The sequence below is a fragment of the Mycobacterium ulcerans subsp. shinshuense genome (assembly GCF_002355775.1).
GTDB classification, from domain to species: Bacteria; Actinomycetota; Actinomycetes; order Mycobacteriales; family Mycobacteriaceae; genus Mycobacterium; species Mycobacterium marinum.
The window spans coordinates 2205061-2230192 of the sequence record NZ_AP017624.1; the positions used below are offsets into that span (position 1 = coordinate 2205061).

The window sequence follows — 25132 nt, forward strand, 5'->3', positions numbered from 1 at the left end:
GGTTGCACCGGGGGCGTGGCAGGCTAGGGGACATGCATCTGGTTGACGGTCAGCGGGATCCGGCCGCAAGCTTTCCCTTGGCCCAGGCCGTCGACGACCAAGCCGAACGCCGGCGGGCCAATCGTGCGGTCGCCGTCAGCGCGGCCGGGCTGGGGTTGACAGGTCTGATCGAACTGGCGATAGCCCTGGTGTCCGGCTCGGTGGCCTTGCTCGGCGACGCACTGCACAACCTGTCCGATGTCTCCACGAGTCTGGTTGTGTTCGTTGGGTTTCGGAGCTCGCGCAAGTCGGCGAGCGAGCGCTACCCGTACGGTTTGGAGCGGGCCGAGGATCTCGCCGGGATTGGTGTGGCGCTGGTGATCTGGGCCAGCGCCGCGGTTGCCGGGACCGAAAGCGTCGGCAAGTTGCTGCGGCACGGCTCAACCCAGCATGTGGGCTGGGGGATCGCCGCCGCGGCGGTTGGCATTGTCGGCAATCAGCTGGTGGCCCGTTACAAGCTCGTTGTCGGGCGCCGGATTCAATCATCAACGATGATCGCCGATGCGAAGCATTCCTGGCTGGACGCGCTGTCCTCGGCGGGCGCGCTGCTGGGATTGTGTGGTGTCGCGATGGGGTGGGGATGGGCCGACGGGGTTGCCGGGCTTGCGGTGACGGGATTCATCTGCCATGTGGGTTGGGAGGTGAGCTCCGAGATCGGGCATCGCCTGCTCGATGGGGTAGACCCGGGCGTGGTGGACACCGCCGAAGCGGTCGCCGCCGCCATACCGGGAGTCGTTCACGCGCACGCGCGGGCCCGCTGGACCGGACGCACGCTACGCGTGGAGGTCGAGGGCTGGGTGGACCCCGCCATGTCGGTGGCCGACGCGGACGACATCGGCCGGCGGGTCGCCGACCAGCTTGGGGCCAGGTTGCCGCAGATGCGCAGTTTCAGCTGGGCCGCACGCGGTGTGCCGCTCGGCTAGCACCGCCGGTCGGCCTCGATCTAGACGACGCGCCACCCGCGGCGGGCGCGAAACCGCATATCCCACAGGTAAAGCTGATAGATCAAGATCCACGCCCGATGGGGGATGAGCCGGTCGGCCAGCCGTAGGGCGGCCAACAGCCACTCGAATCGGCTCTGCTGGGATTGCGACCAGTCCAACCGCATCATCGCGCGAAACTCCGGCGCCAAGAACCCCGTCGTCGCGAACAGGTTGAACGGCCCCGCCAGCGCCCGCAGCGGCCACGGCAGAAACGCCATCGAAGCCACCCCTCGGAGGTGTTCGCGCACCGGTGGGTCGATGTGCAGCTCATCGAGTGAGCGCTTCCAGTACTCGTCGAAGGCGATCCGGTCCGGCGGCCACATGCGCTCCGGCACTTGAAGGGTGGTGCCCAGCCGTTTGGCGTCGAGGTAGACCGAGTCGGCGGCGCCGTCATCGAGCGGTCCGTGCAGGAATTCGTGTTGCTCGACGAAGTAGCGGTACAAGCAGGCGGCCACCCACAGCTGCAATTTGGGATCGAAGGCGTTATAGGACACCGGACTCGACGAGGTGGACCGGACTTGCCGGTGTACCGAGTCCACCGCAGCGCGGATCAACGCGCGGTCGGACTCCGACCCGATGGTGGCAACCGCCAGGTAGGTGCCGGTGGTGCGGGCGCGCTTGAACGGATGCTTGTAGACGTTGCCGCTGTCCACCGGACTCTCCAGCACGCCATACCCGACGCCGGGCAACGACAGCTGCATGATCACGTTGGCGGCGGGCAGCAACAGCGCGGCCGGGTTCAACAGGTCGGCGACCCGGGTCGCGGGACGCTTCATCGGGATTCCTGACCCATGAGGATGAGTAGACCACGCGCCGGGGGGTGCCGTCATGGACTAGCCGAACGCGCGGGCCCGGTGGCCACCGGACGGCCATGTGAGACGCTGCCTGAGTGGTTGCGTCGGCACGGCAGGCCCGGACGGTCGGTGTCCTGGTGGGCTATCTGGCCGACCTGGTGCTGGGTGACCCACAGCGAGGTCATCCGGTCGCGGTGTTCGGGCGGCTGGCCGCGGGGTTGGAGCGGGCCAGCTATCGCGATACCAGGGTCGCCGGCGCGGTGCACGTTGGCGTGCTGGTTGGCGGGGTGGGCCTGCTGGGTGCGGTCTTGGGGCGCCCGGCCGGCAGGCCGTGGTCGGTCGCGGCGACGGCGATGGCGACCTGGTTATCGCTGGGCGGAACCTCGCTGGTGCGCACTGGCCGGGAAATGGCCGAGCTGTTGGGCCGCGGCGACCTCGATGCCGCCCGGCGGTTGCTGCCGTCGCTGTGTGGTCGCGATCCGGCTCAGCTGGACGTGCCGGATTTGACCCGCGCGGCCCTGGAATCGGTTGCCGAGAACACTTCCGACGCGCAGGTGGCGCCGCTGCTGTGGGCGGCGGTCGGCGGCGTGCCGGCGGTACTGGTATATCGCGCCGTCAACACCCTGGATGCGATGATCGGCTACCGCTCGCCGCGCTACCTGCGATTCGGTTGGGCCGCAGCGCGGCTGGATGATCTGGCCAACTACTTCGGGGCCCGCGTGACCGCGGGGCTGGTGGTGCTGTGCGCGCCGCTGGTCGGTGGGTCAGCGCTGGGCGCGGTGCGGGCCTGGCGGCGCGACGCGGCGCGGCACCCCAGCCCCAACGCCGGGGTGGTCGAGGCCGCTTTTGCCGGGGCGCTCCGGGTGCGTCTGGGCGGGCCCACCCGGTACCACTTTGAGCTGCAGATTCGCCCCACCCTCGGGGACGGCGGTCAACCCACGGTCGATGACCTGCGCCGCGCCGTGACGTTGTCGCGGGCCGTGCAGGCCGCCGCGGCAGTGGGCGCCGGGCTCTTTGTCTACCGCCGGCGGCCGTAGCGGTCGGCGAGCTTTTGCTCGACGGTCATCTGTGTGTCCGCGGGCGGCGCATCCTCGCGGGCGCGTGTTTCGCGCCGGCGGGCCCGCAGTTCGGCGTAGGCGAAGTAGCCGAGTCCGATTGGCGCCAGAATGCCGAAGGCGATCCACTGGATGCCGTATGACAAGAACGGTCCGGAATCCAGATGCGGCAAGCCGATCAGACCGAGCCCGCCGGGTTGGTTTTCGACCAACTGCAGATAGGAGCCGGCCAACGGCACTCCGGTCAACGTGGAGATCTGCTTGGCGTTGATCGAGTACACCTGCTCGAAGCCGTCTCGGGAGAACGGCTCCTTGCCCGCCATGGTGGGCTCGAAGTCGCGCAGCCGTGCCGTGATGGTCAGGGTCTGGTCCGGGGCGCGGGGGATAGGCGGCACGTGCGAGCCCGGTTCGGGGCGGACGTACCCGCGGTCGACCAGGACGGTGGGTCCGCCGTCGACGGCGAACGGGGTCAGTACCTCAAACGCCTGGTCTCCGTCGACCACCCGCAGCCGGGCCAGCACCTGCACATCGGACAAATAGTGTCCGGTCGCCGTCACGCTGCGCCACTGCGCCTCGGGAGCTGACGAATCTTGCTGTGGCAGTAATGTTTTGACCGGAACCGCCGGCGAACTCAGGGCATGGTTGATCTGGCGGTTCTCCCGCGACGTCTTGGTGTTCTTTCCCAGCTGCCACGGCGCGAGCACCGTGAAGCACAGGTAGGTGAACGCGATGACCACCAGGGCCAGCGCTATTCACCCGGGCCGCAGCAGAAACGCCAGGCGTCGCATCACACCTTGCCGTCCTGCGCCAACTGTTCGTCCACCCAATCGTGCAAACCGGGCAGGGCGGCCTCGATGACGACGAGGACCTCCTCGAAGTCGTCATGGCCCCCGTAGTAGGGGTCCGCGACATCGAGAACGTAGACCCCCGACCGTGGGTCAAACGAACGCAACATCCGCAGCCTGCTCTCCTCCACGCCGAGCTGACGCAACTGCAGGGCGTGGTTGCGCCCCAGCGCGATGACCAGATCCGCCTCCAGGTGGTCCGTGCCGACCTGGGCGGCGCAGTGATCGGTGGGGTAGCCGTGGGAGTGCAGCACCTGCCTTGCCCGTTCGTCGGCCCGATTGCCGACGTGCCAGTTGCCGGTGCCGGCGCTGGTCACCCGCACCGCCTCGCCCAGCCCGCGTTCCCGCAGCTGGTGGGCGAACATCTTCTCGGCCATCGGCGAGCGACAGATGTTGCCGGTACACACGAAAGTGACGTGCAGCGTTGAGTCAGACACCTAACGCCTCCCGCAATTCGTCGACCGTGCCGGCATGCAGGGTGGCGCCGCTGTGGGTACCGGCGGCGAAGTCGGCCTTTCCGTAACCCCAGCCAACCACGACCGTGTCGATGCCATGGGCGGCCGCGCCCTCCACATCGTGGCTGCGGTCACCGACCATGAGCACCCGTTCGGGCAGCGGGTGCAGCTGGGCCAGCGCGTGGGCGAGCACCTCGGTCTTGCTGCGGCGTGCGCCGTCGCCGGTCGCGCCGGCGATCACCTCGAAATGCGCGTCGAGCCCGAAATGGGCGAGTACCCGCCGCGCCGTTGGCTCCAGCTTGCAGGTGGCCACCGCCAGCCGAACCCCGGCGGCACGCAGGTCGGCCAGCAACGGCGCGATCCCGTCGAACAGGGTGTTCATCGCCCAACCACGGGCACCGTATTCGGCCCGGAAGGCGGCGATCGCGTCCTCGACGCGGTCGCCGAGCTCCATGGCGTGAAAGGTGTCGTCCATCGGCGGGCCGACGATCTGGGCGACCAGGTCGCCGTCGGGAACGGCGGCACCGATGTGGTTGAGTGTGTGGCGGAAGCTGGCCACAATCCCGTGGGCCGAGTCGGTCAGGGTGCCGTCGAGATCGAAGATCACCAGCTGCGGCGTCCTCTCCGGGCACCGGGTGTCCTGCGGTGTGGCGCCGGGGTCAGCCGGTGAATCGGCTGCAATCGAACCTGTCACCACTCCATTGTCGTTGATGCGGCGGTCGGCGGGGTCGGCAGGAGCTGGCGAGACCGGCTTGAGCAGCCGAGTTTGGTCGGACCCGGCCGGTGCCCGGGACTCGCGGCCGCGCGGGTAGCCGTGTGCCAGGCAGGGGCGTAGTGCTCCGGATGCCTGGTTCTGTCACCGGCGCACTAGTGTTTTCTAGGTGGTGAGTCTGGACACGAGCCCGCTGGCGGCGGCGCGTTATCACGGGGATCAGGCCGCCACGCCCGGCATGCTGGATTTCGCCGTGAATGTCCGCCACCCGCACCCGCCGCACTGGCTGGTCGAACTGCTGGCGCAGCGGCTGACCACGCTGGCACGCTATCCCAGCATCGAGGACACCCAGCGCGCGCAGGATGCGGCGGCGCTGCGTCACCGCCGAACCCGCGCGGAGGTGCTGCCGCTGGCCGGGGCCGCCGAGGGTTTTGCCCTGTTGAGTAACCTGCGTCCGGTTCGGGCAGCAATCATCGCGCCGTCATTCACCGAGCCGGCCGCGGCCCTGAGCGCCACGGGGATCCCGGTGCACCATGTGGTGCTGGCGCCGCCGTTCCGCCTGGAGGAAGCCGCGGTCCCCGACGATGCCGACCTTGTCGTCGTCGGCAATCCGACCAACCCGACCTCGGTGTTGCACAGCCGCGAGCAGCTGCTGGCATTGCGCAGGCCGGGCCGGATCCTGGTGGTCGACGAGGCGTTCGCGGACGCTGTTCCCGGCGAGCCGCAGTCGCTGGCCGGCGACTGCCTGCCCGACGTGCTGGTGCTGCGCAGCCTGACCAAGACGTGGTCACTGGCGGGTCTGCGGGTGGGGTACGCCCTTGGCACGCCGGACCTGCTGGACCGGCTGACCCGGATGCGGGCCCACTGGCCGGTGGGCACCCTGCCGTTGACGGCCATCGCGGCCTGCTGCACGCCCGAAGCGGTGGCCGAGGCCGCCGCCGATGCTCGACTGCTGCTGGCAGCGCGGGCCGAGATGGTCAGCGGCCTCGGCTCGGTTGGTGCCAGCGTGGTCGATGGCTGCGCACCGTTTGTCTTGTTCAGCGTCCCCGATGCCGATGAGCTCCGCAAACGGCTGCATCAGCGCGGAATCGCGATCCGCCGCTGCGACACCTTCGTCGGCTTGGACGACGGGTATCTGCGCGCGGCGGTGCGGCCCGAATGGCCGCAGCTGGTCGATGCCATCGCCGAAGTCAGGCAGGCCGGCCGCAGCGGGAGGCGACGATGAGCGTTCGGCTCGCTGACGTCATCGAAGTGCTCGACGGCGCATATCCGCCGCGTCTTGCCGAGTCCTGGGATTCGGTCGGCCTGGTGTGTGGAGATCCCGGGGAGCCGGTGGAATCGGTGACGGTCGCGGTGGACGCCACACCGGTGGTTGTCGATGAGGTTCCGGAGCGCGGGTTGCTGCTGGCCCATCACCCGTTGCTGTTGCGCGGGGTCGATACGGTGGCCGCCAATACCGCCAAGGGTGCGCTAATCCACCGTTTGATCCGGACGGGTCGCTCGCTGTTCACCGCGCACACCAACGCCGACTCGGCATCGCCGGGGATGTCCGACGCGCTGGCCCAAGCGCTGGGACTGACCGTCGAATCCGTGCTCGCCCGGTCGCCAAGCGTGGCCGAGCTGGACAAGTGGGTTATCTACGTGCCGCGCGAGCACACAGAACCCGTGCAGGCGGCGATCTTTGACGCTGGCGCCGGACATATCGGTGACTACTCGCATTGCAGCTGGAGCGTTACGGGCATCGGGCAGTTCCTCCCGCTGGACGGCGCGTCACCGGCGATCGGCAGCGTCGGCACCGTCGAACGAGTCACCGAGGACCGGGTCGAGGTCATCGCACCCGCGCGCGCCCGTGCCGCCGTGCTGTCGGCCATGCGAGCCGCGCACCCGTACGAAGAGCCGGCATTCGACATTCTTGCGCTGGTGCCACCACCGGCCGACGTCGGGTTGGGGCGCATCGGTACGCTGGACCGGCCGCAAACCTTGCGCGACTTCGTCTCTCGCGTCGGCGCCGTGCTACCGCAGACGTCCTGGGGAGTGCGCGCGGCGGGGGACCCCGAGATGCTGGTGACGCGGGTGGCGGTGTGCGGTGGCGCCGGCGATTCACTACTGGGCGCGGCGGCCGCGGCGGACGTCCAGGCCTACCTCACCGCAGATCTGCGCCACCATCCTGCCGACGAACATCGCCGCGCCTCCGCGGTCGCGTTGATCGACGTCGCGCATTGGGCAAGCGAGTTCCCTTGGTGCGGCCAGGCGGCCGAGGTACTGCGGTCCCATTTCGGTGAGGCGCTGCCGGTGCGGGTATGCCCGGTGCGTACCGACCCGTGGAACGTTGCAGCAAGCCGCGAGAACGACAGCTGAGAATAGGACCGGGAGATCAGATATGAAGGCCGAAGCGGCACAGCAGCGTTCGCTATTGGAGTTGGCGAAGCTCGATGTTGAGCTGTCACGGATCGCCCATCGGTCCACCCATCTGCCCGAGGGGTCCGCTTTCGAGCAGGTTCGGGTTCAGCACGAGGCGGTCAGTGACCGACTCGCTGCGGTGCGAATCGCGTTGGAGGACTTGGACGCCCAGGTTTCACGCCTAGAAGACGAGATCGACGCGGTACGTAAGCGTGAAGACCGGGACCGGTCATTGCTCACCTCGGGGGCTGTGGATGCCAAGCAATTGGCTGACCTGCAGCACGAGCTGGATACCCTGGAACGCCGCCAGGCCAGTCTGGAAGATTCGCTGTTGGAGGTGATGGAGCGCCGCGAGGAGTTGCAGGCGCAACAGAACACCGAGATTGCGGCGCTCGAAGTCCTGCAAGCCGAACTGACCGCTGCCCAGCAGTCCGTCGATGCCGCCCTGGCCGAACTCGACCAATCCCGTCAAGAACATTCATCGCGACGCGACACGCTGGCCGCATCGTTGAATCCCGATCTTGCCGCGCTCTACGAACGGCTGCGGGCCGGCGGCGAGCCAGGCGCGGGGCAGTTGCAGGGCCACCGTTGCGGTGCCTGCCGTATTGAGATCGGCCGCAGCGAATTGGCTCGTATCTCGGCGGCCGCCGAGGACGAGGTGGTTCGGTGTCCGGAATGCGCCGCGATCCTCTTACGGATCAAGGGACCCGAGCTGTGAAAGTCATCATCGAAGCTGATGGTGGATCGCGTGGTAACCCGGGGCCGGCCGGATACGGCGCAGTGGTGTGGACCGCGGACCGTTCGACCGTGTTGGCGGAGAGCAAACAGGCGATCGGCCGCGCCACCAACAACGTCGCTGAATACCGCGGTCTGATAGCCGGTTTGGACGACGCCGTCAAGCTGGGTGCCACCGAAGTGTCGGTCCTGATGGATTCCAAACTGGTGGTCGAGCAGATGTGCGGGCGCTGGAAGGTCAAGCACCCGGACCTGGTGGAACTGCACGGGCAGGCGCGCGAGCTGGCAGGGCAATTCCGCCGGATCAGCTACGCGTGGATTCCGCGGGCCCGCAATGCGCATGCCGACCGGCTGGCCAACGAAGCGATGGACGCCGCGGTTCGCACCAATCGGCGTGGCGAACCCGGTACCGTGGCGGTGGCCGCCGTCGCCGACCCCGCCAACACGGCGCCTGTCCAAACCCCGGCAGCTCCCGGATGGACCGGTAGACGCGATACGGCCACCAGGCTGCTGCTGCTGCGACATGGTCAGACCGAACTGTCGGTGCAACGCCGCTATTCCGGGCGCGGCAACCCGGCGCTCAACGAAGTCGGTTGGCGCCAAGCCGGTTTGGCCGCCCGCTACATCGCGCACCGCGGCGGAATTGCTGCGGTGGTGTCCTCGCCTTTGCAGCGTGCCTATGATACGGCGACGACGGCGGCCCGAGCCCTCGGGCTGGACGTGACGGTGGACGAAGACCTGGTCGAAACGGACTTCGGGGACTGGGAAGGCATGACTTTCGCGGAGGCCGCCAACCGCGACCCCGACCTGCACCATCGTTGGCTCAACGACACCAGCATCACGCCGCCGGGCGGTGAGAGCTTCGATGAAGTGCTGCGGCGGGTTCGGCGCGGACGCGACCGGATGATCTCCCGGTATGAAGGCACGACCGTGCTGGTGGTCTCACACGTCACGCCCATCAAGATGTTGCTGCGACTCGCGCTCGATGTCGGCTCCGAGGTCCTCTACCGGCTGCATCTTGATCTGGCGTCGCTGAGCATCGCCGAGTTCTATGCCGACGGCGCGTCGTCGGTGCGGCTGGTCAACCAGACCGGCTACCTGTAGCAGCGCCGCCGTCAACGATCGGGCCAGGCGGCTGGGTTCGACGGCGTCTGTTGGCCGCGATTTTGCGTAGCGGGTAGCGTATGTTCCGCGGACGAGTTGGCTGGGCGGCCGCGGCTCGGGTTGGGCTCGTGTTGTCACGAGTTCAGCGCCGAATCGAGGAAAGTCCGGACTTCACAGAGCTGGGTGATTGCTAACAGCAATCCGAGGTGACTCGCGGGAAAGTGCCACAGAAAACAGACCGCCACCCTCACGGTGGTAAGGGTGAAACGGTGCGGTAAGAGCGCACCAGCACCCCGGGTGACCGGGGTGGCTAGGCAAACCCCACCCGAAGCAAGGTCAAGAAGGCCGTACCGTAGGTGCGGCCGGGCAGGCGTTTGAGGGCTGCTCGCCCGAGTCTGCGGGTAGGCCGCTCGAGGTACCCGGCAACGGTGTGCCCAGATGGATGGTCGCCGCCGCGCCGCCGCTGGTTCAGCCGCGGCGGTGTGGAACAGAATCCGGCTTACAGGCCAACTCGTCCGCCTTACGTTTACGACCTGCATATTCAGCTAGCCGGAGCCGCCTCCGTCCGCAGCAGATCCGAGTACCGAATCAATTGCGTCCCGCGTCCGGTTGTCGGAATCGGGCCGCAGGCGGCTGTAGGCGGGACTGTGGGACGGAGTTTGCTGATCCGGCGATGTGCACCGCTGGTCGCCAAGAAGGTCAGCGGCGACGACGGGCGCCGGTGCCTTGGGGGGCAAGCTTCGGTGGGTTGCCTTTCGCTGGTTTGCCGTTGGTTAATTAGCCTCACGAGTTAGTGACTTAGGTCCTTAAGAGCATGGGGCTTCTGTCACCGGACCGTGGATTTGCTGCGATCATCGGAATGGGCGGGCGTAGCGTCTCGGAAAAGTCGGAGAAGGCCGAAAATTGTTTCCTTCGGACTTGGGCCGCCCGGTCGTGATGGGGATTGACGAGTGTCAGCTTTTGTTTATGCCGCACCCGAGGAGTTAGCTGCAGCGTCTTCCAGCTTGAGCAGCCTGGGGTCGTCGATCAGGGAGGCGCATGCGGCGTCGGCGGGCTTGACGACATCGATTGCGGCGGCGGCTGAGGATGAAGTGTCGGCGGCGGTCGCAAAGTTGTTTGGTGGTTACGCCCAGCAGTTTCAGGCGCTGGGCGCGCAGGCGTCGCTGTTTCATGACCAGTTCGTGCAGGCGCTGAATGGCGGTGGGTTCTTGTATGCGGCCACCGAGGCCACCAGCGCGTCGCCGCTGCAAGCGGCAGCCGCTGGGGCCGTGGGGGTGCAAGACGCCATCAATGCGCCGTTCCTGCAGTTCACCGGGCGCCCGTTGGTTGGGCCGGGTACCGATGGGGCGCCGGGCACCGGGCAGGCCGGTGGGCCCGGTGGATGGTTGTGGGGCGATGGCGGCGATGGCGGATCGGGCACGCCGGGTACGGCCACCAGCCCGGCCGGTGGCGCGGGCGGGGCCGGTGGGTCGGCGTTCCTGTTCGGCTCCGGCGGTCACGGTGGATCCGGCGGGACCGCCTATGCGGGCAGCGGCGCGGTCGGCGGGACCGGAGGCAACGGTGGTGCCGGTGGGCTGATCTTCGGCGGCGGCGGGGCCGGCGGTGTCGGCGGGCTGGGTGCGGCCGGTTCAGCCACCGCGGCGCCCGGCATGGGTGGTCACGGCGGGGCCGGCGGCACCAGCTATCAGCTGGGTGGAGCCGCCGGTGCCGGTGGTGCCGGCGGGCAGGGCGGCCTCGGCTATGACGCAGCCGCCGACCCGATGGCCGCAGCCGGCGCGTCCGGCGGCCACGGCGGCCCCGGCGGGGTCGGTGGCGTCGGTGGCCGCGCGGTCGGGCTGTTCGGGAGCGGCGGGGGCGGCGGTGCCGGCGGGGACGGCGGCGTGGGTGGCACCGGCGCGCAGGGCGCCCCGGGCACGCAGTCCTTCTCGGCCGGCACCGGCGGTAACGGTGGTGACGGCGGCTCCGGCGGCGTCGCCGGGGCCGGTGGCTCCGGCGGATTCCTCGGTTCCGCTGGCGCCACAGGCGGCGCCGGTGACGGCGGCAGGGGCGGCACCGGCGGGTTGGGCGGCGTCGGTACCTCCACGAACGGGGGCGCGGCCGGCGGTACCGGCGGCAGGGGCGGCCTTTCCGGCGGCCACCAGCGGCGGGCCGGGCTACGGCGGTGGCGGCGGTGGCGGCGGCGGGGGCGCCAGGGTGCTACCCATCAGCGGCGGCATTACCAGCGGTACCGCCACCGGTGGTGAGGGCGGCGTCGGCGGCGCCGGTACCACCGTGGCCGCCGGCGGGGTTGGCGGCCACGGAGGCAACGCCACCCTCGCCGCCAGCGATGCCGGCAGCTCCGCCGACGGTACCGCCACCGGCGGGGCCGGTGGGGCCGGCGGCACCAACTACGCCAGCGGCGGCCGCGGAGGCGACGCCACCATCAGCACCAGCGGGGGCGGCACCATCACCGGCGGCACGGCGACCGGCGGCGTCGGGGGTGCGGGCACCACCGGCGGCAGCGGCGGCGGCGGCGGTAGCGGCGCCCTATTTGCCAACGGTGCCGGCAGCTCCGCCAGCGGCAGCGCCATCGGAGGCTATGGGGGCGTGGGCACCACCGGCGGCGTTGGCGGCTACGCCCAGGTCAGTGCTTCTAACGGCGGCACCGCCACGGGCACGGTCAGCGGCGGCGTCGGGGGTGCGGGCACCACCGGCGGCCACGGCGGAGGCGGCGGCAACGCCTTCCACCGGGCTAACGGCGCGGGCAGCTCCGCCAGCGGCATCTCCATCGGCGGCGCCGGGGGCGCGGGCACCGCCGGCGGCTACGGCGGCAGCGGAAACTACGCCTCGATCAGAGGTTATAGCGGCGCCACCGTCACTGACGGCACGGCCACCGGCGGCGGCGGTGGCGCGGGCACCGGCGGCCGCGGCGGCTTAGGAGGCAGCGCCACCCTGTTTGCCAACGGGGCGGGCAGCTCCGTCGCCACTGGCGCCGCCACCGGCGGGGTCGGCGGGGCCGGCTCCACCGGCGGCATCGGCGGCGCCGGAAACATCGCCCGAATCACGGCCATCGGGGGCGGCACCGTCACTAGCAGCGCCACCAACGGCGGGGCCGGCGGTGACGGCATCACCGACGGCATCGGCGGCAACGGCGGGGGATCCACCTTCACCGCAAACACCGGCGGCACCATCGACACCAGCACCGGCACTGGCGGCAACGGCGGTAGCGGCACCGGCCTGGGCAACACCGGCGGCAACGGCGGGGCCGCCGACCTCACAGCTCCCCCCGACTGGATGGGAGTGGACCTTTTCGGTACGCCCGGCGCGAATGTGCCGTGACAGTTCGCCGCTGATCGAAACGCCACCACGGCCTGGTCGAGATGGCTGGGAGAGAGCAAACCTCACACGACCGTCAGCCCGGCCGGAATCCTCTCCGGGTCGCGCCAGAAGGCGTCGTGGGTGAAGCGGTTGAACAGATCCGGCGGTAGCAACGTGTCGCGCGGTTCGGCCGTGACCGTGGGGCGCACGGTGTGCAACCCCGGTGTCCCGGCGCGCTCGTCGAACTCGGTGACGTCGTACTCGACATGGCCGAAACCGTGCTCGAACACCGGCTCACCCAGAAACGCGTAGGTGGCTTGCATCGCCTTGGCCGGGTCGGTGCTCAGGGTTTCGTACTGCAGCAACAGAAGTCGATCTCGTTGCGCGCCGTAGCACGCCTGCCGCAGGGCATCGTAGGGACCGCCGACCATGCCGTCGGGCGCCACCACACTTGTGGCGCGGCTAAACACCGTGCCGCCGGCGCTGTAGTTGAAAATCGACGACGGGCTAAAGACGTTGTGTTGAATCAACCGCTCGATGCTGTCCACCACCCACTGCAGTTCACGCACGCAGGCAATCACTTTCGCATCGGGAAACAGCCGCGCAATCGCGGGCATCCACGCACGCCAGCCGCGGTTGGTGTCAAAGATCACCTCGGCGGTGCAGTCCGCATAAAAGTCGTTGAACAACCCGCGCAGGATGCGCTCGCGCTTGGCGTCATCGATGAACACCGAAAACTCGTTGCGCCCACTCATTTCGTCGAGCAGGGCGCCGAACAGGCCGGCCAGCGGACCCGACATTCCGGCCTGGAACCGCGGGTTTTGCCGCAGCAACGCGGCCAGCAACGTCGAATCCGAACGCGGCAGACCGGAGATGAAATGAATGGCTTTCACGGCACACTCCCGACTTGGCTTCCGCGCCATGACCTGCCCTGCGGACGTCTACCTCGTGTGATGCCGTCATTCTAACCGATCGTAAATTCCTTTCGTTGGATGATCGCGCATGAACGCGGCCGCCCGCCATGAGCCAGGCTCATCAAGATCGGTCTGCGGGAACACGGGGGCTGGGCCGGCGGAGGTTCTGGCTTCGGTGGGTGATGTTGCGCCGTCGCGGTGATGGTTGCGGTGGTGCTGGCCGCGGATTCAGAACCCGTGCCGCACGATTCAGTACCGCACCGACGTAATCCCCATCGCGCAGCCCGGCTTCGCCGGTCGCGATGCCCATCGGTGCCGGCAGCTCCAGCGCCCGCTGGGCAGCCACCGCCGACGTGATCGAGACGCCGGGATTGTCGGCCGACTCTGCGACAGCCGCGCGCGAGCTGGCGCTGATCCGTGGCGGTGCCACACCCGGCAGCTTCACCGTGACGCGGCCAGCTGTGCCCGCCTGATGACCAACGTGTTGGGCCTGCTCGCACTACTGGCCTTCGCTTTGTTCGTCGGAGCCCTGATGCTGCGCGTGGGATGGCGTTTGACTTGCCCACCCGCGCTCAGCGTCGGGTCTTGCGTACCGACTTGTCGAGCCGGTGCAGGGCGGCGTCGAGCCGCTGCCGGCAACCCTCGGCCAGATCGCTCTCCCGCTGATACAGCAGACCGTAGGTAAAGGTGTCCTGGCCCGCGGCGTGCGCCGCATCGGTCTCGTGGAGCAGGTGCTCTCGGCTGACTACGCTGTCCTGGTGATCGCCGAGCAGCGTCTGGATGGCCTTGGCCTGGCTGGAGACCTGGACGGCTCCGGTGGCCGCGGCGGTGTAGCGCAGCCTCTTGGCGCGATTGCGGATTCGGTGCAGCGCCTCGTTGGGGCCGAGGTGGGCACCCGCGTCCACGGCGGCAGACTCGGCCGGCGAACTTGGCTCCTTGGCGGCCGCCTTGGCGAGTTTGGCGGCCTTGCGGACCCGTCGGTAGGCCGCCTCGATACTCGGGGGTGGGGCCGGCTCAGCCCCCGCGGCGGCGGTGTCGGCCGGATACGCGGCCGCGATGGCGTCGAGGGCATCGAGCAGGCGGAAGTAGCGCTTGGGCCGCATGGCCACCAGCGACCGCCGCAGCCCGGCGTGGTAGCGGTGCCGGGCCCCGTCGACCAGACGCTCGTAGACGGGTCCGCGCACCAGCGTCGGGTCTAGCCTCTCCAGGGCATGCTGGTAGCGCTGGCCAAGCACCTCGGCATCACGGGCCACCCCCAGCACGGCGGCGAGTTCGCGCAGCTCGTCGAGAACCCACGCCTTGTCGGCCAATCCGAACGAATCCTGCGAATCCGCGAGCAGGCTGCGAATCTTGCGCGTGGTTACCCGCATCTGATGGACGGAATCGTCGACGTCGGTGCGCACGGCGCGATCCCATACCAGCAGCTCCGCAACGTAGCGGGCCACCGCGCGGCGCACCGGATCCGCCGGTTCGGGCCGGCCCGCCCACGGCGAGGTCGAGCCCAGCACCCGAGCCAGCTTGGAGCCGTGCCCAGCCGGTGCCGCTCCGGTGTCAAGCAGCCGGTTGCTCAGCCGGTCCAGCAGTTCGCGACTGGCGCTCTGGCTCGGGTCCGAAAGCTCCAGCTCCCACTCGCGCCACTGTTGTTGCGCCGGTTCGGCATCCGGACCGGCACCAGCCGACCAGGCGGTGACGTGGTCATCGCAGAACTCCGCGAGCGGTGCTCCGTCAACGCCGTATAAGAACTGGCTCGCGCGCTGTGTGCTGATGCGCGCGACCGGCTGCAGCGGGCGATCACGCACGATCGCCAACACCACATCGAGCAGCTCCGCCGGAACGCGGTGTTGGGTCGGCGCCCCCAAGGACCCGGATGTGTCCGGCTCCGTGATCGGCGCATGCAGCTCGGTGCGGGCGTCACCACCGGCCGGCAGCTTGAGATGCCAGCCGGCGTCGGAGCCACCGGTGCGCCGCCGCAGGGTGATCCGATTGCTCGCGAGGTCCTGGTCTGCGGTGTCGAAATACACCGCATCCAGCGCCTGGACCGGCTTCCTTTCCACACGAGCCACCGCCGCAATGCCTTCGAACGAGGGCGATACCGTCGACTCGACGACGTCGAACTTGCACTCGACCTCCAAGTGACGCGCCGTCTTCGGCGCCTTTACAGGCATTTTCGCCTCCGGTCAGGCCACAGATCCGCGGACATGAAATCGTGGATAGGCATCATAGAGTGCCACACCGAGGTGACGCGTGAGCCTCAAGGTTCGGTTGCCGACGCCACACACCATTCGGTTCCTGCGCCGGCCCGAAAGCACCTATCGTGTGCGATGCGGGCCGTCCCGGCGGCCTTCGGTTACTTGATGAAGGAGTCGTTCATGGTGTTGTTCGGTGCTGCCAGATCGCGCCTGGTCGCCGGTGGGATCGTTGCCGGCGCGATGTTCCTGGGTGCAGCCGGCTTCGCGTCCGCGGTCGCCGGGGCAGATCCGGATGATCCCGCTCCCGTTCCCGCACCGGCACCGCCGAACTGCACGGCGGCGGACCTGGCCGGGGTGTCTGCCGGGGTTGCCGCAGCGACTTCGGTGTACCTGTTCAGCCATCCCGAGGTCAACGACTACTTCACCGGTCTGCGAGGTCAGCCTCGCGACGACATCCGTGACCAACTGCAGCAGTACATGGACGCCAACCCCGGCGTACACGCCGAGCTACAGGGCATTCGCCAGCCGCTGACCGACTTTCGGGATCGGTGTCAGCAGTAGGGGAGAATCAGAAGCAGTGCTCCTCGGCGGGAAATACGCCACCGGCCACGTCTTGCGCGTATTGCACCGCGGCGCGGCGTAATTCGCCGCCGACATCCGCGTAGCGCTTGACGAATCGGGGGGCCTTGCCGCTGCTGAGGCCGGCCATGTCCTGCCAAACCAGGACCTGGCCGTCGCAGCTCGGGCCGGCGCCGATTCCGATGGTCGGGATGGTGAGCTTGCCGGTGATCTGGGTGGCCAATTCCGCGGGCACCATTTCCATCACTACCGAGAATGCCCCGGCTTCGGCGACGGCGATCGCGTCGGCGATCGTTTGTTCCGCGGCGTCACCGCGGCCCTGCACCCGGAACCCGCCCAAGGTGTTCACGCTCTGTGGGGTGAAGCCGATGTGGGCCATCACCGGGATGCCCGCCGCGGTCAGGCACGCGATCTGCTCGGCCACCCGCTCGCCGCCCTCGAGCTTGACGGCATGGGCACCGGCTTCCTTCATGAATCGGGTGGCCGCCGCCAGCGCGGCCGAAGGTCCGGACTCGTAGCTGCCGAACGGCAGGTCGGCGACGACCAACGCGTGCGGGGCGCCGCGCACCACACCGCGCACGAGGGGAATCAGCTCATCAATCGAGATCGGCACCGTGGTGTCGTAGCCGTACACGACGTTGGCGGCGGAGTCGCCGACCAATAGAACCGGGATGCCTGCGTCGTCGAAGGCCCGCGCGGTCGAGTAGTCATAGACCGTGAGCATGGCCCACTTGTGGCCTTCGGCTTTCCATTTCTGCAGGTGGTGGGTTCGCACCTTGGTCCGCGGCGCGCTGGCCGCGGAAGGCGACGACTCACCGGCGGGCACCGGCGGGCACGCGCCATAGACATTTTGCTCAGACTGCTCAGACATCATTGTCCCTAGCTGTTGGTCGGGTAGATCCTCGTGGCCCTCAGCACAAGCTGATATCCGGGTCCCCGGGTTCATCTGACCTGGCTAGTCTGCCATTTCTTACGCACGGATGCACTGTGAGCCCGCGCACGGCCTACCATCGGCGGAATGCAGCGGCTTAGTGGCCTCGACGCCAGCTTCTTGTACCTGGGAACCTCGAATCAGCCGATGCACGTCTGCTCGATCATGGAGCTGGACACGTCGACGATGCCCGGCGGCTACACGTTCGACCGGCTGCAGGACGCGTTGGCACTGCGGATCAAGGCGATGCCGGAATTCCGCGAAAAGCTGGCCAACAGCGCACTGAACCTCGATCACCCGGTATGGGTGGACGACGAGGACTTCCAGCTGCATCGGCATCTGCACCGTATCGGCCTGCCCCCACCGGGGGGCCGGGCCGAGCTCTCCCAAATCTGCGGCCACATCGCCTCACTGCCGTTGGACCGCAGCCGCCCGCTCTGGGAGATGTGGGTGATCGAAGGAGTGGCAGGCACCGACGGCCACCACGACGGGCGCCTGGCGGTCCTGACCAAGGTGCACCATGCCGCGGTCGACGGCGTGACCGGTGCCAACCTGATGTCGCAGCTGTGCACCACCGAAGCCGACGCTCCCGCCCCGGATCCGGTCGACGGGGTCGGCGGTGCCACCGATTGGTAGATCGCCGCCGGGGGCCTGCTCAGGTTCGCCACCCGGCCGTTGCAGCTGGCCAATGTGGTGCCCGAAACGGTGTCCTCGGTGGTGTCCACCCTGCTGCGGGCGCGCGAAGGCCTGACCATGGCGCGTCCATTCACCGCGCCGCGCACGGTGTTCAACGCCCGCGTCAGCGGCCGGCGCGCCGTTGCCTACGCGGAGCTGGATCTCGAGGACATCAAGGCGGTGAAGAATCACTTCGGCGTCAAGGTCAACGACGTGGTGATGGGGCTGGTCTCCGGCGTGCTGCGCAATTACCTGGCGGACCGGGACGCACTGCCCACGTCGTCGTTGGTGGCGTCGGTGCCGGTGTCGGTGCACGGCAAGTCCGACCGTCCCGGCCGTAACCAGGTATCGGCGATGTTTTCCAGCCTGCACACCGAGATCGCCGATCCGGCCGAGCGGCTGAACGCCATCGCGCACGGCAATACGGTTGCCAAGGGCCACAGTTCGGCGATCGGCGCCACGCTGCTTCAAGACTGGTCGCAATTTGCCGCGCCGGCGGTCTTCGGCGCCGCCATGCGTGTCTATGCAAGCAGCCGGCTGACCGAAAGCCTGCCCGTGCACAACCTGGTGGTCTCCAATGTGCCGGGCCCGCAGCTGCCCCTGTACATGCTGGGATGTGAGGTCAAGGCGATGTACCCGCCGGGGCCCATCTTCCACGGTTCGGGCCTCAACGTCACGGTGATGTCGCTGAACGGCAAACTCGACGTCGGGCTGGTGGCCTGCCCGGAGCTGCTTCCGGATTTGTGGCAAATGGCCGACGAATTCGCCACCGTAATGGAAGAACTGCTGGCCGAGACCGGATGACGGGCGCGGTGACGGTGGTTAACCAGCATTTACCGTGTTCTCTGGCACCATAGGTTGCCATGTTCCTGTCTCGCCGCGACAAGCTCGCGCGAATGCTGCTGATATGGACCGCGATCGCCAGCGTGGCGCTCGTCCTGACCGGCTGCATCCGCGTCGTTGGCGGGCACGCCCGCATGGCCGAGCCGAAGCTCGGCCAGCCGATCCAGTGGTCACCGTGCCGCAGCTCCAATCCGAACGTGAAGATTCCCGGCGGAGCGCTGTGCGGCAAACTCGCCGTGCCGGTCGACTACCGCCAACCCCGCGGCGATGTCGCGGCGCTGGCGTTGATTCGCTTTCCGGCCACGGGCGACAAAATCGGTTCCTTGGTGATCAACCCCGGCGGGCCCGGTGAATCCGGCATCGAGGCAGCGCTCGGCGTCTTCCAGACGTTGCCCAAGCGCGTCCACGAGCGCTTCGACCTGGTTGGATTCGACCCACGCGGAGTGGCGTCCTCGCGTCCCGCGTTGTGGTGCAACTCCGACGCGGACAACGACCGGTTGCGCGCGGAGCCGCAGGTCGACTACAGCGAGGCCGGCGTCGCGCGGATGGAGGAGGAAACCAAGCAGTTCGTTGCCCGCTGTGTCGGCAAGATGGGCAAGAACTTCCTGGAAAACGTCGGCACGGTCAACGTGGCACGGGACCTCGATGCCATCCGCGCGGCGCTCGGCGATGACAAGCTGACCTACCTCGGCTACTCCTACGGCACCCGGATCGGTTCGGCGTATGCCGAGGCCTACCCGCAACGGGTGCGGGCGATGATCCTCGACGGTGCGGTCGACCCGAATGCCGATCCCATAGAGGCGGACCTGCGGCAGGCCAAGGGGTTTCAGGAAGCGTTCAACGACTATGCCGCCGACTGCGCCGAGAACGACAGCTGCCCATTGGGTACCGACCCGGCCAAGGCCGTCGCCGTCTACCACAGCCTGGTCGACAAGCTCGTCGACCCGAACAACCTGCAGGTGAGCAGGCCGGCTCGGACCAAGGACCCGCGCGGGCTCAGCTACAGCGACGCCATCGTGGGCACCATCATGGCGCTGTATTCGCCCAACCTGTGGCAGCACCTGACCGACGGCCTCACCGAGCTGACCGAGGATCGTGGTGACACCCTGCTGGCCCTGGCCGACATGTACATGCGTCGCGACTCGCACGGCCACTACACCAACGCCACCGACGCGCGTGTGGCGATCAACTGTGTTGACCAGCCACCCATCACCGATCGCGCCAAGATCGTGGACGAAGACCGCCGCTCGCGCGAGATCGCGCCGTTCATGAGCTACGGGAAGTTCACTGGCCACGCCCCCCTCGGCACCTGCGCGTTCTGGCCGGTCCCTCCGACCAGCAAGCCCCACGCGGTGTCGGTGCCGGGCTTGGTGCCGACCGTGATCGTGTCCACCACCCACGACCCGGCCACGCCGTACAAGGCCGGGGTGGATCTGGCGAACCAGCTGCATGGTTCGTTGCTCACTTTCGCCGGAACCCAACACACGGTGGTGTTCCAGGGCGACAGCTGCATCGACGACTACGTCACGGCTTATCTGATCGGCGGCACCACGCCACCGCGCGGCGCGAAGTGCTAGGCGTGCGATAACACCGGGTAACCAGCTCCGCGCCGGACGCCGCGGTTAGGGACTATTGGCCCTAGGGCGGTGCAGCGGCGGCCCGGAATACTTGGGCGGCTTGTCCAAAGCTATTCGGTCACCGTTGCCTTTGGAGCTGATCAATGACCACCGAAGCGCCGCCTGCCCGCGATCTCGAAGCCCGCCGGCCATTTCCGCCGCGAATGGGACCCAAAGGCAGCCTGATCTATAAGATCATCACCACCACCGACCACAAGATGATCGGCATCATGTACATGGTCGCCTGCTTCATCTTCTTCTTCATCGGCGGCTTGATGGCGTTGCTGATGCGCGCGGAGCTCGCCACACCGGGGCTACAGTTCCTGTCCAACGAGCAGTACAACCAGCTGTTCACCATGCACGGCACCGCCATGCTGCTGTTCTACGCGACCCCGGTGGTGTTCGGATTCGCCAATCTGGTTCTGCCCTTGCAGATCGGCGCACCCGACGTGGCCTTCCCGCGGCTCAACGCATTGTCGTTCTGGCTCTTTGTCTTTGGCGCGTTGATCGCCTTGAGTGGATTCATCGTGCCCGGAGGCGCCGCCGACTTCGGGTGGACCGCCTACACGCCACTGTCCAACGCCGCTCACAGTCCCGGTGTGGGGCCGGACCTTTGGATTCTGGGCCTGGCGGTCGGTGGACTGGGCACCATCCTCGGGGGAGTCAACATGCTGACCACCGTGGTGTGCCTGCGTGCTCCGGGAATGACGATGTTCCGGATGCCGATCTTCACCTGGAACATCATGGTCACGAGCTTGCTTGTGCTGATGATCTTCCCGCTGTTGACCGCGGCGCTGTTCGGTTTGGCCGCCGACCGTCACCTCGGCGCCCACATCTACGACCCCGCCAACGGTGGGGTCATTCTGTTTCAGCACCTGTTCTGGTTCTTCGGGCACCCCGAGGTGTATGTCATCGCACTGCCGTTCTTCGGGATCGTGTCCGAGGTGATCCCGGTGTTCAGTCGCAAGCCGATCTTCGGTTATACGACGCTGGTCTACGCGACACTGTCGATTGCGGCACTGTCCGTGGCGGTTTGGGCCCACCACATGTTCGCCACCGGGGCCGTGCTGCTGCCCTTCTTTTCGTTCATGACGTTTCTGATCGCGGTGCCGACCGGTCTGAAATTCTTCAACTGGATCGGCACCATGTGGCGGGGTCAGCTGACGTTCGAATCACCGATGCTGTTCTCGCTGGGATTCCTGGCCACCTTCCTGGCCGGCGGGCTGACCGGCGTGTTGCTGGCCAGCCCGCCGCTGGACTTTCACGTCAGCGACACCTATTTCGTGGTTGCCCATTTCCACTACACGCTGTTCGGGACCATCGTGTTCGCCACCTATGCGGGCATCTATTTCTGGTTCCCCAAGATGACCGGGCGCCTGCTCGACGAGCGGCTGGCCAAGTTTCACTTCTGGCTGACCTTCCTCGGGTTCCACGCCACCTTCTTGGTCCAGCACTGGCTGGGCAATTCGGGGATGCCGCGTCGGTATGCGGACTACCTGCCCACCGACGGCTTCCAGACGCTCAACGTCATCTCCACGATCGGAGCATTCACCCTCGGTGTCTCGGTGCTGCCGTTTGTATGGAATGTGTTCAAGAGCTGGCGCTTTGGCGAACCGGTGCTGGTCGACGATCCGTGGGGACACGGCAACTCGCTGGAATGGGCCACCAGTTGCCCTCCGCCTCGGCACAATTTCACCGAGCTGCCCCGAATTCGTTCGGAGCGACCGGCGTTCGAGCTGCACTACCCGCACATGGTGAAACGTCTTCGGGCCGAGGCCCACGTCGGTCGTCACGAAATCGAGACCGACACTTCAGAACTGGCGGGTAGTCCGACGTAGTGAGATACGAGACCAAGGCGTAACCATTTCGCGGCGCCACGGGTATCCGTGGGTGAGACGATGTCCGCCATGTTGCGCCTGAGAACGCTGAGCTCGGCGCTGCTGTCTTTTGGGCTGGTGCTCTGCGGCGCGTTGCCGACCACGCTGGCTGTGGCGGGCGCGATACCGGAACCCGATGTCGGTCAGACCCAGAGCCCGGGCATACCTATAGCAGCGCCGCAGCAGAACTGGGGCTCCTGTGGGCCGTTCATCGATAACGTCAGTGAGATTCCAACCGCACGGTGCACCACCGTAGGGGTCCCGATCGACTACGACAAACCCGGTGGGGCACAGGCCAAACTGGCCGTGATCCGGGTTCCCGCGACGGGCCAGCGAATCGGTGCGCTGCTGATCAACCCCGGCGGGCCCGGAGCGTCCGCGGTCGACATGGTCGCCGGTATGGCACCCGAGCTGAGGGGCACCGAGATCGCCCGCCATTTCGACCTGATGGGATTCGACCCCAGGGGAGTGGGCCACTCCACTCCCGCGCTGCGGTGTCGCACTGACGCCGAATTCGACGTGTTCCGGCGTGACCCGATGGTGGACTACAGCCAGGCTGGCGTGGCTCACATCGAGCAGGTGTACCGAGAGTTGGCCCAACACTGTGCTGACCGGATGGGCCTGGGCTTCTTGGCCAACGTCGGCACCGCGGCCACCGCACGCGACATGGACATGATCCGCCGGGCGCTGGGCGACGATCAGCTCAACTACCTGGGCTACAGCTACGGTACCGAGTTAGGCACCGCCTACCTCGAACGGTTCGGTTCCCACGTCCGGGCGATGGTGCTCGACGGCGCCATCGATCCGATGGCCGGGCCGATCGACGAAAACGCCAAACAGTTGGCGGGATTCCAGACCGCCTTCAATGACTACGCCGCCGACTGTGCTCGCTCACCGGCGTGCCCGCTGGGCACCGACCCGGCCCAATGGGTCAACCGGTACCACGCTCTGGTCTATCCACTGGTCAGCCAGCCGGCAAAGACCTCAGACCCGCGGGGCCTCAGCTACGCCGACGCCACCACGGGCACGATCAATGCGCTCTATGCGCCGCAGCGCTGGAAGTATCTGACCAGCGGTTTGCTCGGCCTGCAGCGGGGTACCGACGCCGGTGACCTGCTGTTGCTGGCCGACGACTACGACGGCCGTGACCGCGCGGGGCGCTACAACAACGGCCAGGACGCGTTCAACGCGATCCGCTGCGTGGACGCGCCGACACCGACGGATGCCGCTTCGTGGGTCTCGGCCGACCAACAGTTCCGTCAGGCCGCTCCCTTCCTCAGTTACGGGCAGTTCACCGGGTTGGCCCCGCGTGATCTGTGTGCGTTGTGGCCGGTGCCGGCGACGTCGGTGCCACATGCGGCCTCGCCCGCGGCGCCGGGCAAGGCTGTCGTGGTGTCCACCACCCATGACCCGGCCACGCCATATCAGGCCGGCGTTGACCTGGCCCGGCAGTTGGGTGCTCCGCTGATCACTTACGACGGGACTCAGCACACCGCCGTATTCGACGGCAACGACTGTGTTGACGGCGCGGTGGTGCGGTATTTGCTCAACTTGACGCCGCCGCCGGCCAATTTGCGCTGCGGGTCCTAGCCGGTCGCGCGCTCGCCCGGGCACTCCGCAACGTGCCTGGCCGGGCATCGGTAACACGCATTTAACACATCTTGCATACTGTTCGAGTCATGGATCGGCAGAAGGAATTCGTCCTCCGCACACTGGAAGAGCGTGACATCCGCTTCGTCCGGCTTTGGTTCACCGACGTGCTTGGTTTTCTCAAGTCGGTTGCGATCGCACCTGCCGAACTCGAAGGCGCCTTTGAGGAAGGCATCGGCTTCGACGGATCGTCGATCGAGGGCTTTGCCCGGGTCTCGGAATCCGACACAGTGGCGCACCCGGATCCGTCCACCTTCCAGGTGCTGCCCTGGGTCACCGACGCCGGCCATCACCATTCGGCTCGGATCTTCTGCGACATCACCATGCCGGACGGCTCGCCGTCGTGGGCCGATCCGCGCCACGTGCTGCGGCGTCAGCTGATCAAGGCCAACGAACTCGGCTTCTCCTGCTACGTACATCCCGAGATCGAATTCTTCTTGCTCAACCCCGGCCCCGAGGACGGGACGGAACCGGTGCCGATCGACAACGCCGGCTATTTCGACCAGGCGGTGCATGTATCGGCGTCGAAGTTCCGCCGGCACGCGATCGACGCCCTGGAGTTCATGGGAATCTCGGTGGAATTCAGCCATCACGAAGGCGCGCCGGGCCAGCAGGAAATCGATCTGCGGTTCGCTGACGCGCTCTCGATGGCCGACAACGTGATGACCTTCCGCTACGTCATCAAGGAAGTGGCGCTGGAAGAGGGCGTGCGCGCCACGTTCATGCCCAAGCCGTTTGGCCAGCACGCCGGTTCGGCGATGCACACCCACATGAGCCTGTTCGAGGGTGACGTCAACGCGTTCCACAGCCCCGACGATCCGCTGCAGCTGTCGGAGGTGGGCAAGTCGTTCATCGCCGGGATCCTCGAGCACGCCTCTGAGATCAGCGCGGTGACCAACCAATGGGTCAACTCCTACAAGCGGCTCATCCTGGGCGGTGAAGCGCCGACCGCCGCCTCCTGGGGGGCGGCCAACCGCTCCGCGCTGGTGCGCGTGCCGATGTACACGCCGCACAAGACCTCGTCGCGGCGGATCGAGGTGCGCAGCCCCGACTCCGCGTGCAATCCGTATCTCGCGTTCGCCGTGCTGCTGGCCGCCGGGCTGCGCGGGGTGGAGAAGGGCTACGTGCTAGGCCCTCAGGCCGAGGACAACGTGTGGGACCTGACGCCCGAAGAGCGCCGCACCATGGGCTACCGCGAGCTGCCGACGAGCCTGGACAGCGCGCTGCGCGCGATGGAATCCTCCGAGCTGGTCGCGGAGGCATTGGGGGAGCATGTTTTTGACTTCTTCCTGCGCAACAAGCGTCGTGAATGGGCCACCTACCGCAGTCACGTCACCCAATACGAACTGAGCACATACCTGTCGCTGTAGCCCGCGGGGCGCGGTGAAATCAATCTGATGGACCAGACGGTCCGATCAGTGGTCGGCTTGCGCTACCGT

Annotated in this window: 19 protein-coding genes, 1 other RNA gene and 2 pseudogenes; 15 read left to right on the plus strand and 7 right to left on the minus strand. The window is 67.6% G+C overall.

From position 1 onward, the window contains the following. Positions 1-32: 32 nt before the first annotated feature. Entirely contained in the window at positions 33-962 is a 930-nt protein-coding gene (locus SHTP_RS10025; RefSeq protein ID WP_020725686.1) for a cation diffusion facilitator family transporter, read from the plus strand. 20 nt (positions 963-982) lie between these two features. Here the strand turns inward: SHTP_RS10025 and SHTP_RS10030 are convergent, their stop codons facing one another. Beyond that, a complete protein-coding gene (locus SHTP_RS10030) occupies positions 983-1798 on the minus strand; it encodes an oxygenase MpaB family protein (protein ID WP_011739495.1) in 816 nt (271 codons plus the stop codon). Positions 1799-1911: 113 nt separating this feature from the next. Between SHTP_RS10030 and SHTP_RS10035 the strand changes: the two genes are divergently transcribed. Beyond that, a complete protein-coding gene (locus SHTP_RS10035) occupies positions 1912-2853 on the plus strand; it encodes a cobalamin biosynthesis protein (protein ID WP_096370492.1) in 942 nt (313 codons plus the stop codon). Here SHTP_RS10035 and SHTP_RS10040 read toward each other — a convergent pair. From SHTP_RS10040 to SHTP_RS10050, 3 genes are read right to left on the minus strand one after another with little or no spacing between them, the layout of a single operon-like run. Continuing rightward, positions 2835-3623 (minus strand): SURF1 family cytochrome oxidase biogenesis protein, encoded by a 789-nt coding sequence (locus SHTP_RS10040; protein ID WP_231991597.1) that lies wholly within the window; start codon positions 3621-3623, stop codon positions 2835-2837. The two genes, SHTP_RS10035 and SHTP_RS10040, sit on opposite strands and share 19 nt — an antisense overlap. 35 nt (positions 3624-3658) lie before the next feature. Further along, positions 3659-4153 carry a low molecular weight protein-tyrosine-phosphatase gene (locus SHTP_RS10045; protein ID WP_096370493.1) on the minus strand — a complete coding sequence of 165 codons (495 nt, stop codon included), beginning with the start codon at positions 4151-4153 and terminating at the stop codon, positions 3659-3661. Further along, positions 4146-4865, minus strand: coding sequence for an HAD-IA family hydrolase (locus tag SHTP_RS10050; RefSeq protein WP_172900530.1), 720 nt, complete (start codon positions 4863-4865; stop codon positions 4146-4148). The genes SHTP_RS10045 and SHTP_RS10050 overlap by 8 nt, the downstream gene beginning before the upstream one ends. Positions 4866-5052: 187 nt before the next feature. On the opposite strand from SHTP_RS10050, the gene cobC reads away from it, so the two are divergent. From cobC to SHTP_RS30370, 6 genes and pseudogenes are all read left to right on the plus strand, one after another. Next, on the plus strand, positions 5053-6108 hold the full coding sequence (cobC, locus tag SHTP_RS10055) for an Rv2231c family histidinol phosphate aminotransferase CobC (protein ID WP_096370494.1): 1056 nt from the start codon (positions 5053-5055) through the stop codon (positions 6106-6108). Further along, positions 6105-7241: a Nif3-like dinuclear metal center hexameric protein gene (locus SHTP_RS10060; RefSeq protein ID WP_096370495.1), complete on the plus strand. Its 1137-nt coding sequence runs from the start codon at positions 6105-6107 to the stop codon at positions 7239-7241. Before cobC ends, SHTP_RS10060 begins: the two co-directional genes overlap by 4 nt. 22 nt (positions 7242-7263) lie before the next feature. Continuing rightward, on the plus strand, positions 7264-8001 hold the full coding sequence (locus SHTP_RS10065) for a zinc ribbon domain-containing protein (RefSeq protein ID WP_096370496.1): 738 nt from the start codon (positions 7264-7266) through the stop codon (positions 7999-8001). Beyond that, positions 7998-9122: a bifunctional RNase H/acid phosphatase gene (locus tag SHTP_RS10070; RefSeq protein WP_012394957.1), complete on the plus strand. Its 1125-nt coding sequence runs from the start codon at positions 7998-8000 to the stop codon at positions 9120-9122. Before SHTP_RS10065 ends, SHTP_RS10070 begins: the two co-directional genes overlap by 4 nt. Before the next feature lie 92 nt (positions 9123-9214). Next, positions 9215-9640, plus strand: an RNA gene (rnpB, locus tag SHTP_RS10075) — RNase P RNA component class A. Positions 9641-10072: 432 nt separating this feature from the next. After that, positions 10073-12440 (plus strand): annotated as a pseudogene (locus SHTP_RS30370) (PE family protein). Between the two features lie 62 nt (positions 12441-12502). Here SHTP_RS30370 and SHTP_RS10095 read toward each other — a convergent pair. Beyond that, complete coding sequence (locus tag SHTP_RS10095; protein ID WP_096370499.1) at positions 12503-13312, minus strand: sulfotransferase family protein; 810 nt, start codon at positions 13310-13312, stop codon at positions 12503-12505. 323 nt (positions 13313-13635) lie between these two features. On the opposite strand from SHTP_RS10095, the gene SHTP_RS27995 reads away from it, so the two are divergent. After that, on the plus strand, positions 13636-13806 hold the full coding sequence (locus tag SHTP_RS27995; protein WP_015356207.1) for a hypothetical protein: 171 nt from the start codon (positions 13636-13638) through the stop codon (positions 13804-13806). Positions 13807-13905: 99 nt separating this feature from the next. On the opposite strand, the gene SHTP_RS10105 is transcribed toward SHTP_RS27995, so the two are convergent. Next, complete coding sequence (locus SHTP_RS10105; RefSeq protein WP_096370500.1) at positions 13906-15498, minus strand: CYTH and CHAD domain-containing protein; 1593 nt, start codon at positions 15496-15498, stop codon at positions 13906-13908. Positions 15499-15654: 156 nt separating this feature from the next. Between SHTP_RS10105 and SHTP_RS10110 the strand changes: the two genes are divergently transcribed. After that, positions 15655-16083, plus strand: a complete 429-nt coding sequence (locus SHTP_RS10110; RefSeq protein ID WP_020787057.1) for a heme-binding protein — start codon at positions 15655-15657, stop codon at positions 16081-16083. A gap of 7 nt (positions 16084-16090) precedes the next feature. On the opposite strand, the gene panB is transcribed toward SHTP_RS10110, so the two are convergent. Further along, entirely contained in the window at positions 16091-16972 is an 882-nt protein-coding gene (gene panB / locus SHTP_RS10115; protein WP_231507117.1) for a 3-methyl-2-oxobutanoate hydroxymethyltransferase, read from the minus strand. Positions 16973-17119: 147 nt separating this feature from the next. Between panB and SHTP_RS10120 the strand changes: the two are divergent. The 5 genes and pseudogenes from SHTP_RS10120 to SHTP_RS10140 all read left to right on the plus strand — a co-directional run bounded on the left by SHTP_RS10120 (position 17120) and on the right by SHTP_RS10140 (position 25063). Next, a pseudogene (locus tag SHTP_RS10120) lies at positions 17120-18511 on the plus strand (WS/DGAT/MGAT family O-acyltransferase). Between the two features lie 59 nt (positions 18512-18570). Then, on the plus strand, positions 18571-20127 hold the full coding sequence (locus SHTP_RS10125; protein WP_011739507.1) for an alpha/beta hydrolase: 1557 nt from the start codon (positions 18571-18573) through the stop codon (positions 20125-20127). 143 nt (positions 20128-20270) lie between these two features. Then, positions 20271-22004 (plus strand): aa3-type cytochrome oxidase subunit I, encoded by a 1734-nt coding sequence (gene ctaD, locus SHTP_RS10130; RefSeq protein WP_096370501.1) that lies wholly within the window; start codon positions 20271-20273, stop codon positions 22002-22004. A gap of 60 nt (positions 22005-22064) precedes the next feature. Further along, a complete protein-coding gene (locus SHTP_RS10135) occupies positions 22065-23633 on the plus strand; it encodes an alpha/beta hydrolase (RefSeq protein ID WP_096370502.1) in 1569 nt (522 codons plus the stop codon). 89 nt (positions 23634-23722) lie between these two features. Further along, entirely contained in the window at positions 23723-25063 is a 1341-nt protein-coding gene (locus SHTP_RS10140; RefSeq protein ID WP_096370503.1) for a glutamine synthetase family protein, read from the plus strand. Positions 25064-25132 lie beyond the last annotated feature (69 nt).

What these genes read in the sequence shown, in the direction of transcription:
- SHTP_RS10140 (WP_096370503.1), top strand. Translation starts at nt 23,723, where the DNA reads ATGGATCGGCAGAAGGAATTCGTCCTCCGCACACTGGAAGAGCGTGAC.
- SHTP_RS10125 (WP_011739507.1), top strand. Translation starts at nt 18,571, where the DNA reads ATGTTCCTGTCTCGCCGCGACAAGCTCGCGCGAATGCTGCTGATATGG.
- SHTP_RS10065 (WP_096370496.1), top strand. Translation starts at nt 7,264, where the DNA reads ATGAAGGCCGAAGCGGCACAGCAGCGTTCGCTATTGGAGTTGGCGAAG.
- panB (WP_231507117.1), bottom strand. Translation starts at nt 16,972, where the DNA reads ATGTCTGAGCAGTCTGAGCAAAATGTCTATGGCGCGTGCCCGCCGGTG.
- ctaD (WP_096370501.1), top strand. Translation starts at nt 20,271, where the DNA reads ATGACCACCGAAGCGCCGCCTGCCCGCGATCTCGAAGCCCGCCGGCCA.
- SHTP_RS10060 (WP_096370495.1), top strand. Translation starts at nt 6,105, where the DNA reads ATGAGCGTTCGGCTCGCTGACGTCATCGAAGTGCTCGACGGCGCATAT.
- SHTP_RS10105 (WP_096370500.1), bottom strand. Translation starts at nt 15,498, where the DNA reads ATGCCTGTAAAGGCGCCGAAGACGGCGCGTCACTTGGAGGTCGAGTGC.
- SHTP_RS10135 (WP_096370502.1), top strand. Translation starts at nt 22,065, where the DNA reads ATGTCCGCCATGTTGCGCCTGAGAACGCTGAGCTCGGCGCTGCTGTCT.
- SHTP_RS27995 (WP_015356207.1), top strand. Translation starts at nt 13,636, where the DNA reads ATGCCCATCGGTGCCGGCAGCTCCAGCGCCCGCTGGGCAGCCACCGCC.
- SHTP_RS10110 (WP_020787057.1), top strand. Translation starts at nt 15,655, where the DNA reads ATGCGGGCCGTCCCGGCGGCCTTCGGTTACTTGATGAAGGAGTCGTTC.
- SHTP_RS10025 (WP_020725686.1), top strand. Translation starts at nt 33, where the DNA reads ATGCATCTGGTTGACGGTCAGCGGGATCCGGCCGCAAGCTTTCCCTTG.
- SHTP_RS10030 (WP_011739495.1), bottom strand. Translation starts at nt 1,798, where the DNA reads ATGAAGCGTCCCGCGACCCGGGTCGCCGACCTGTTGAACCCGGCCGCG.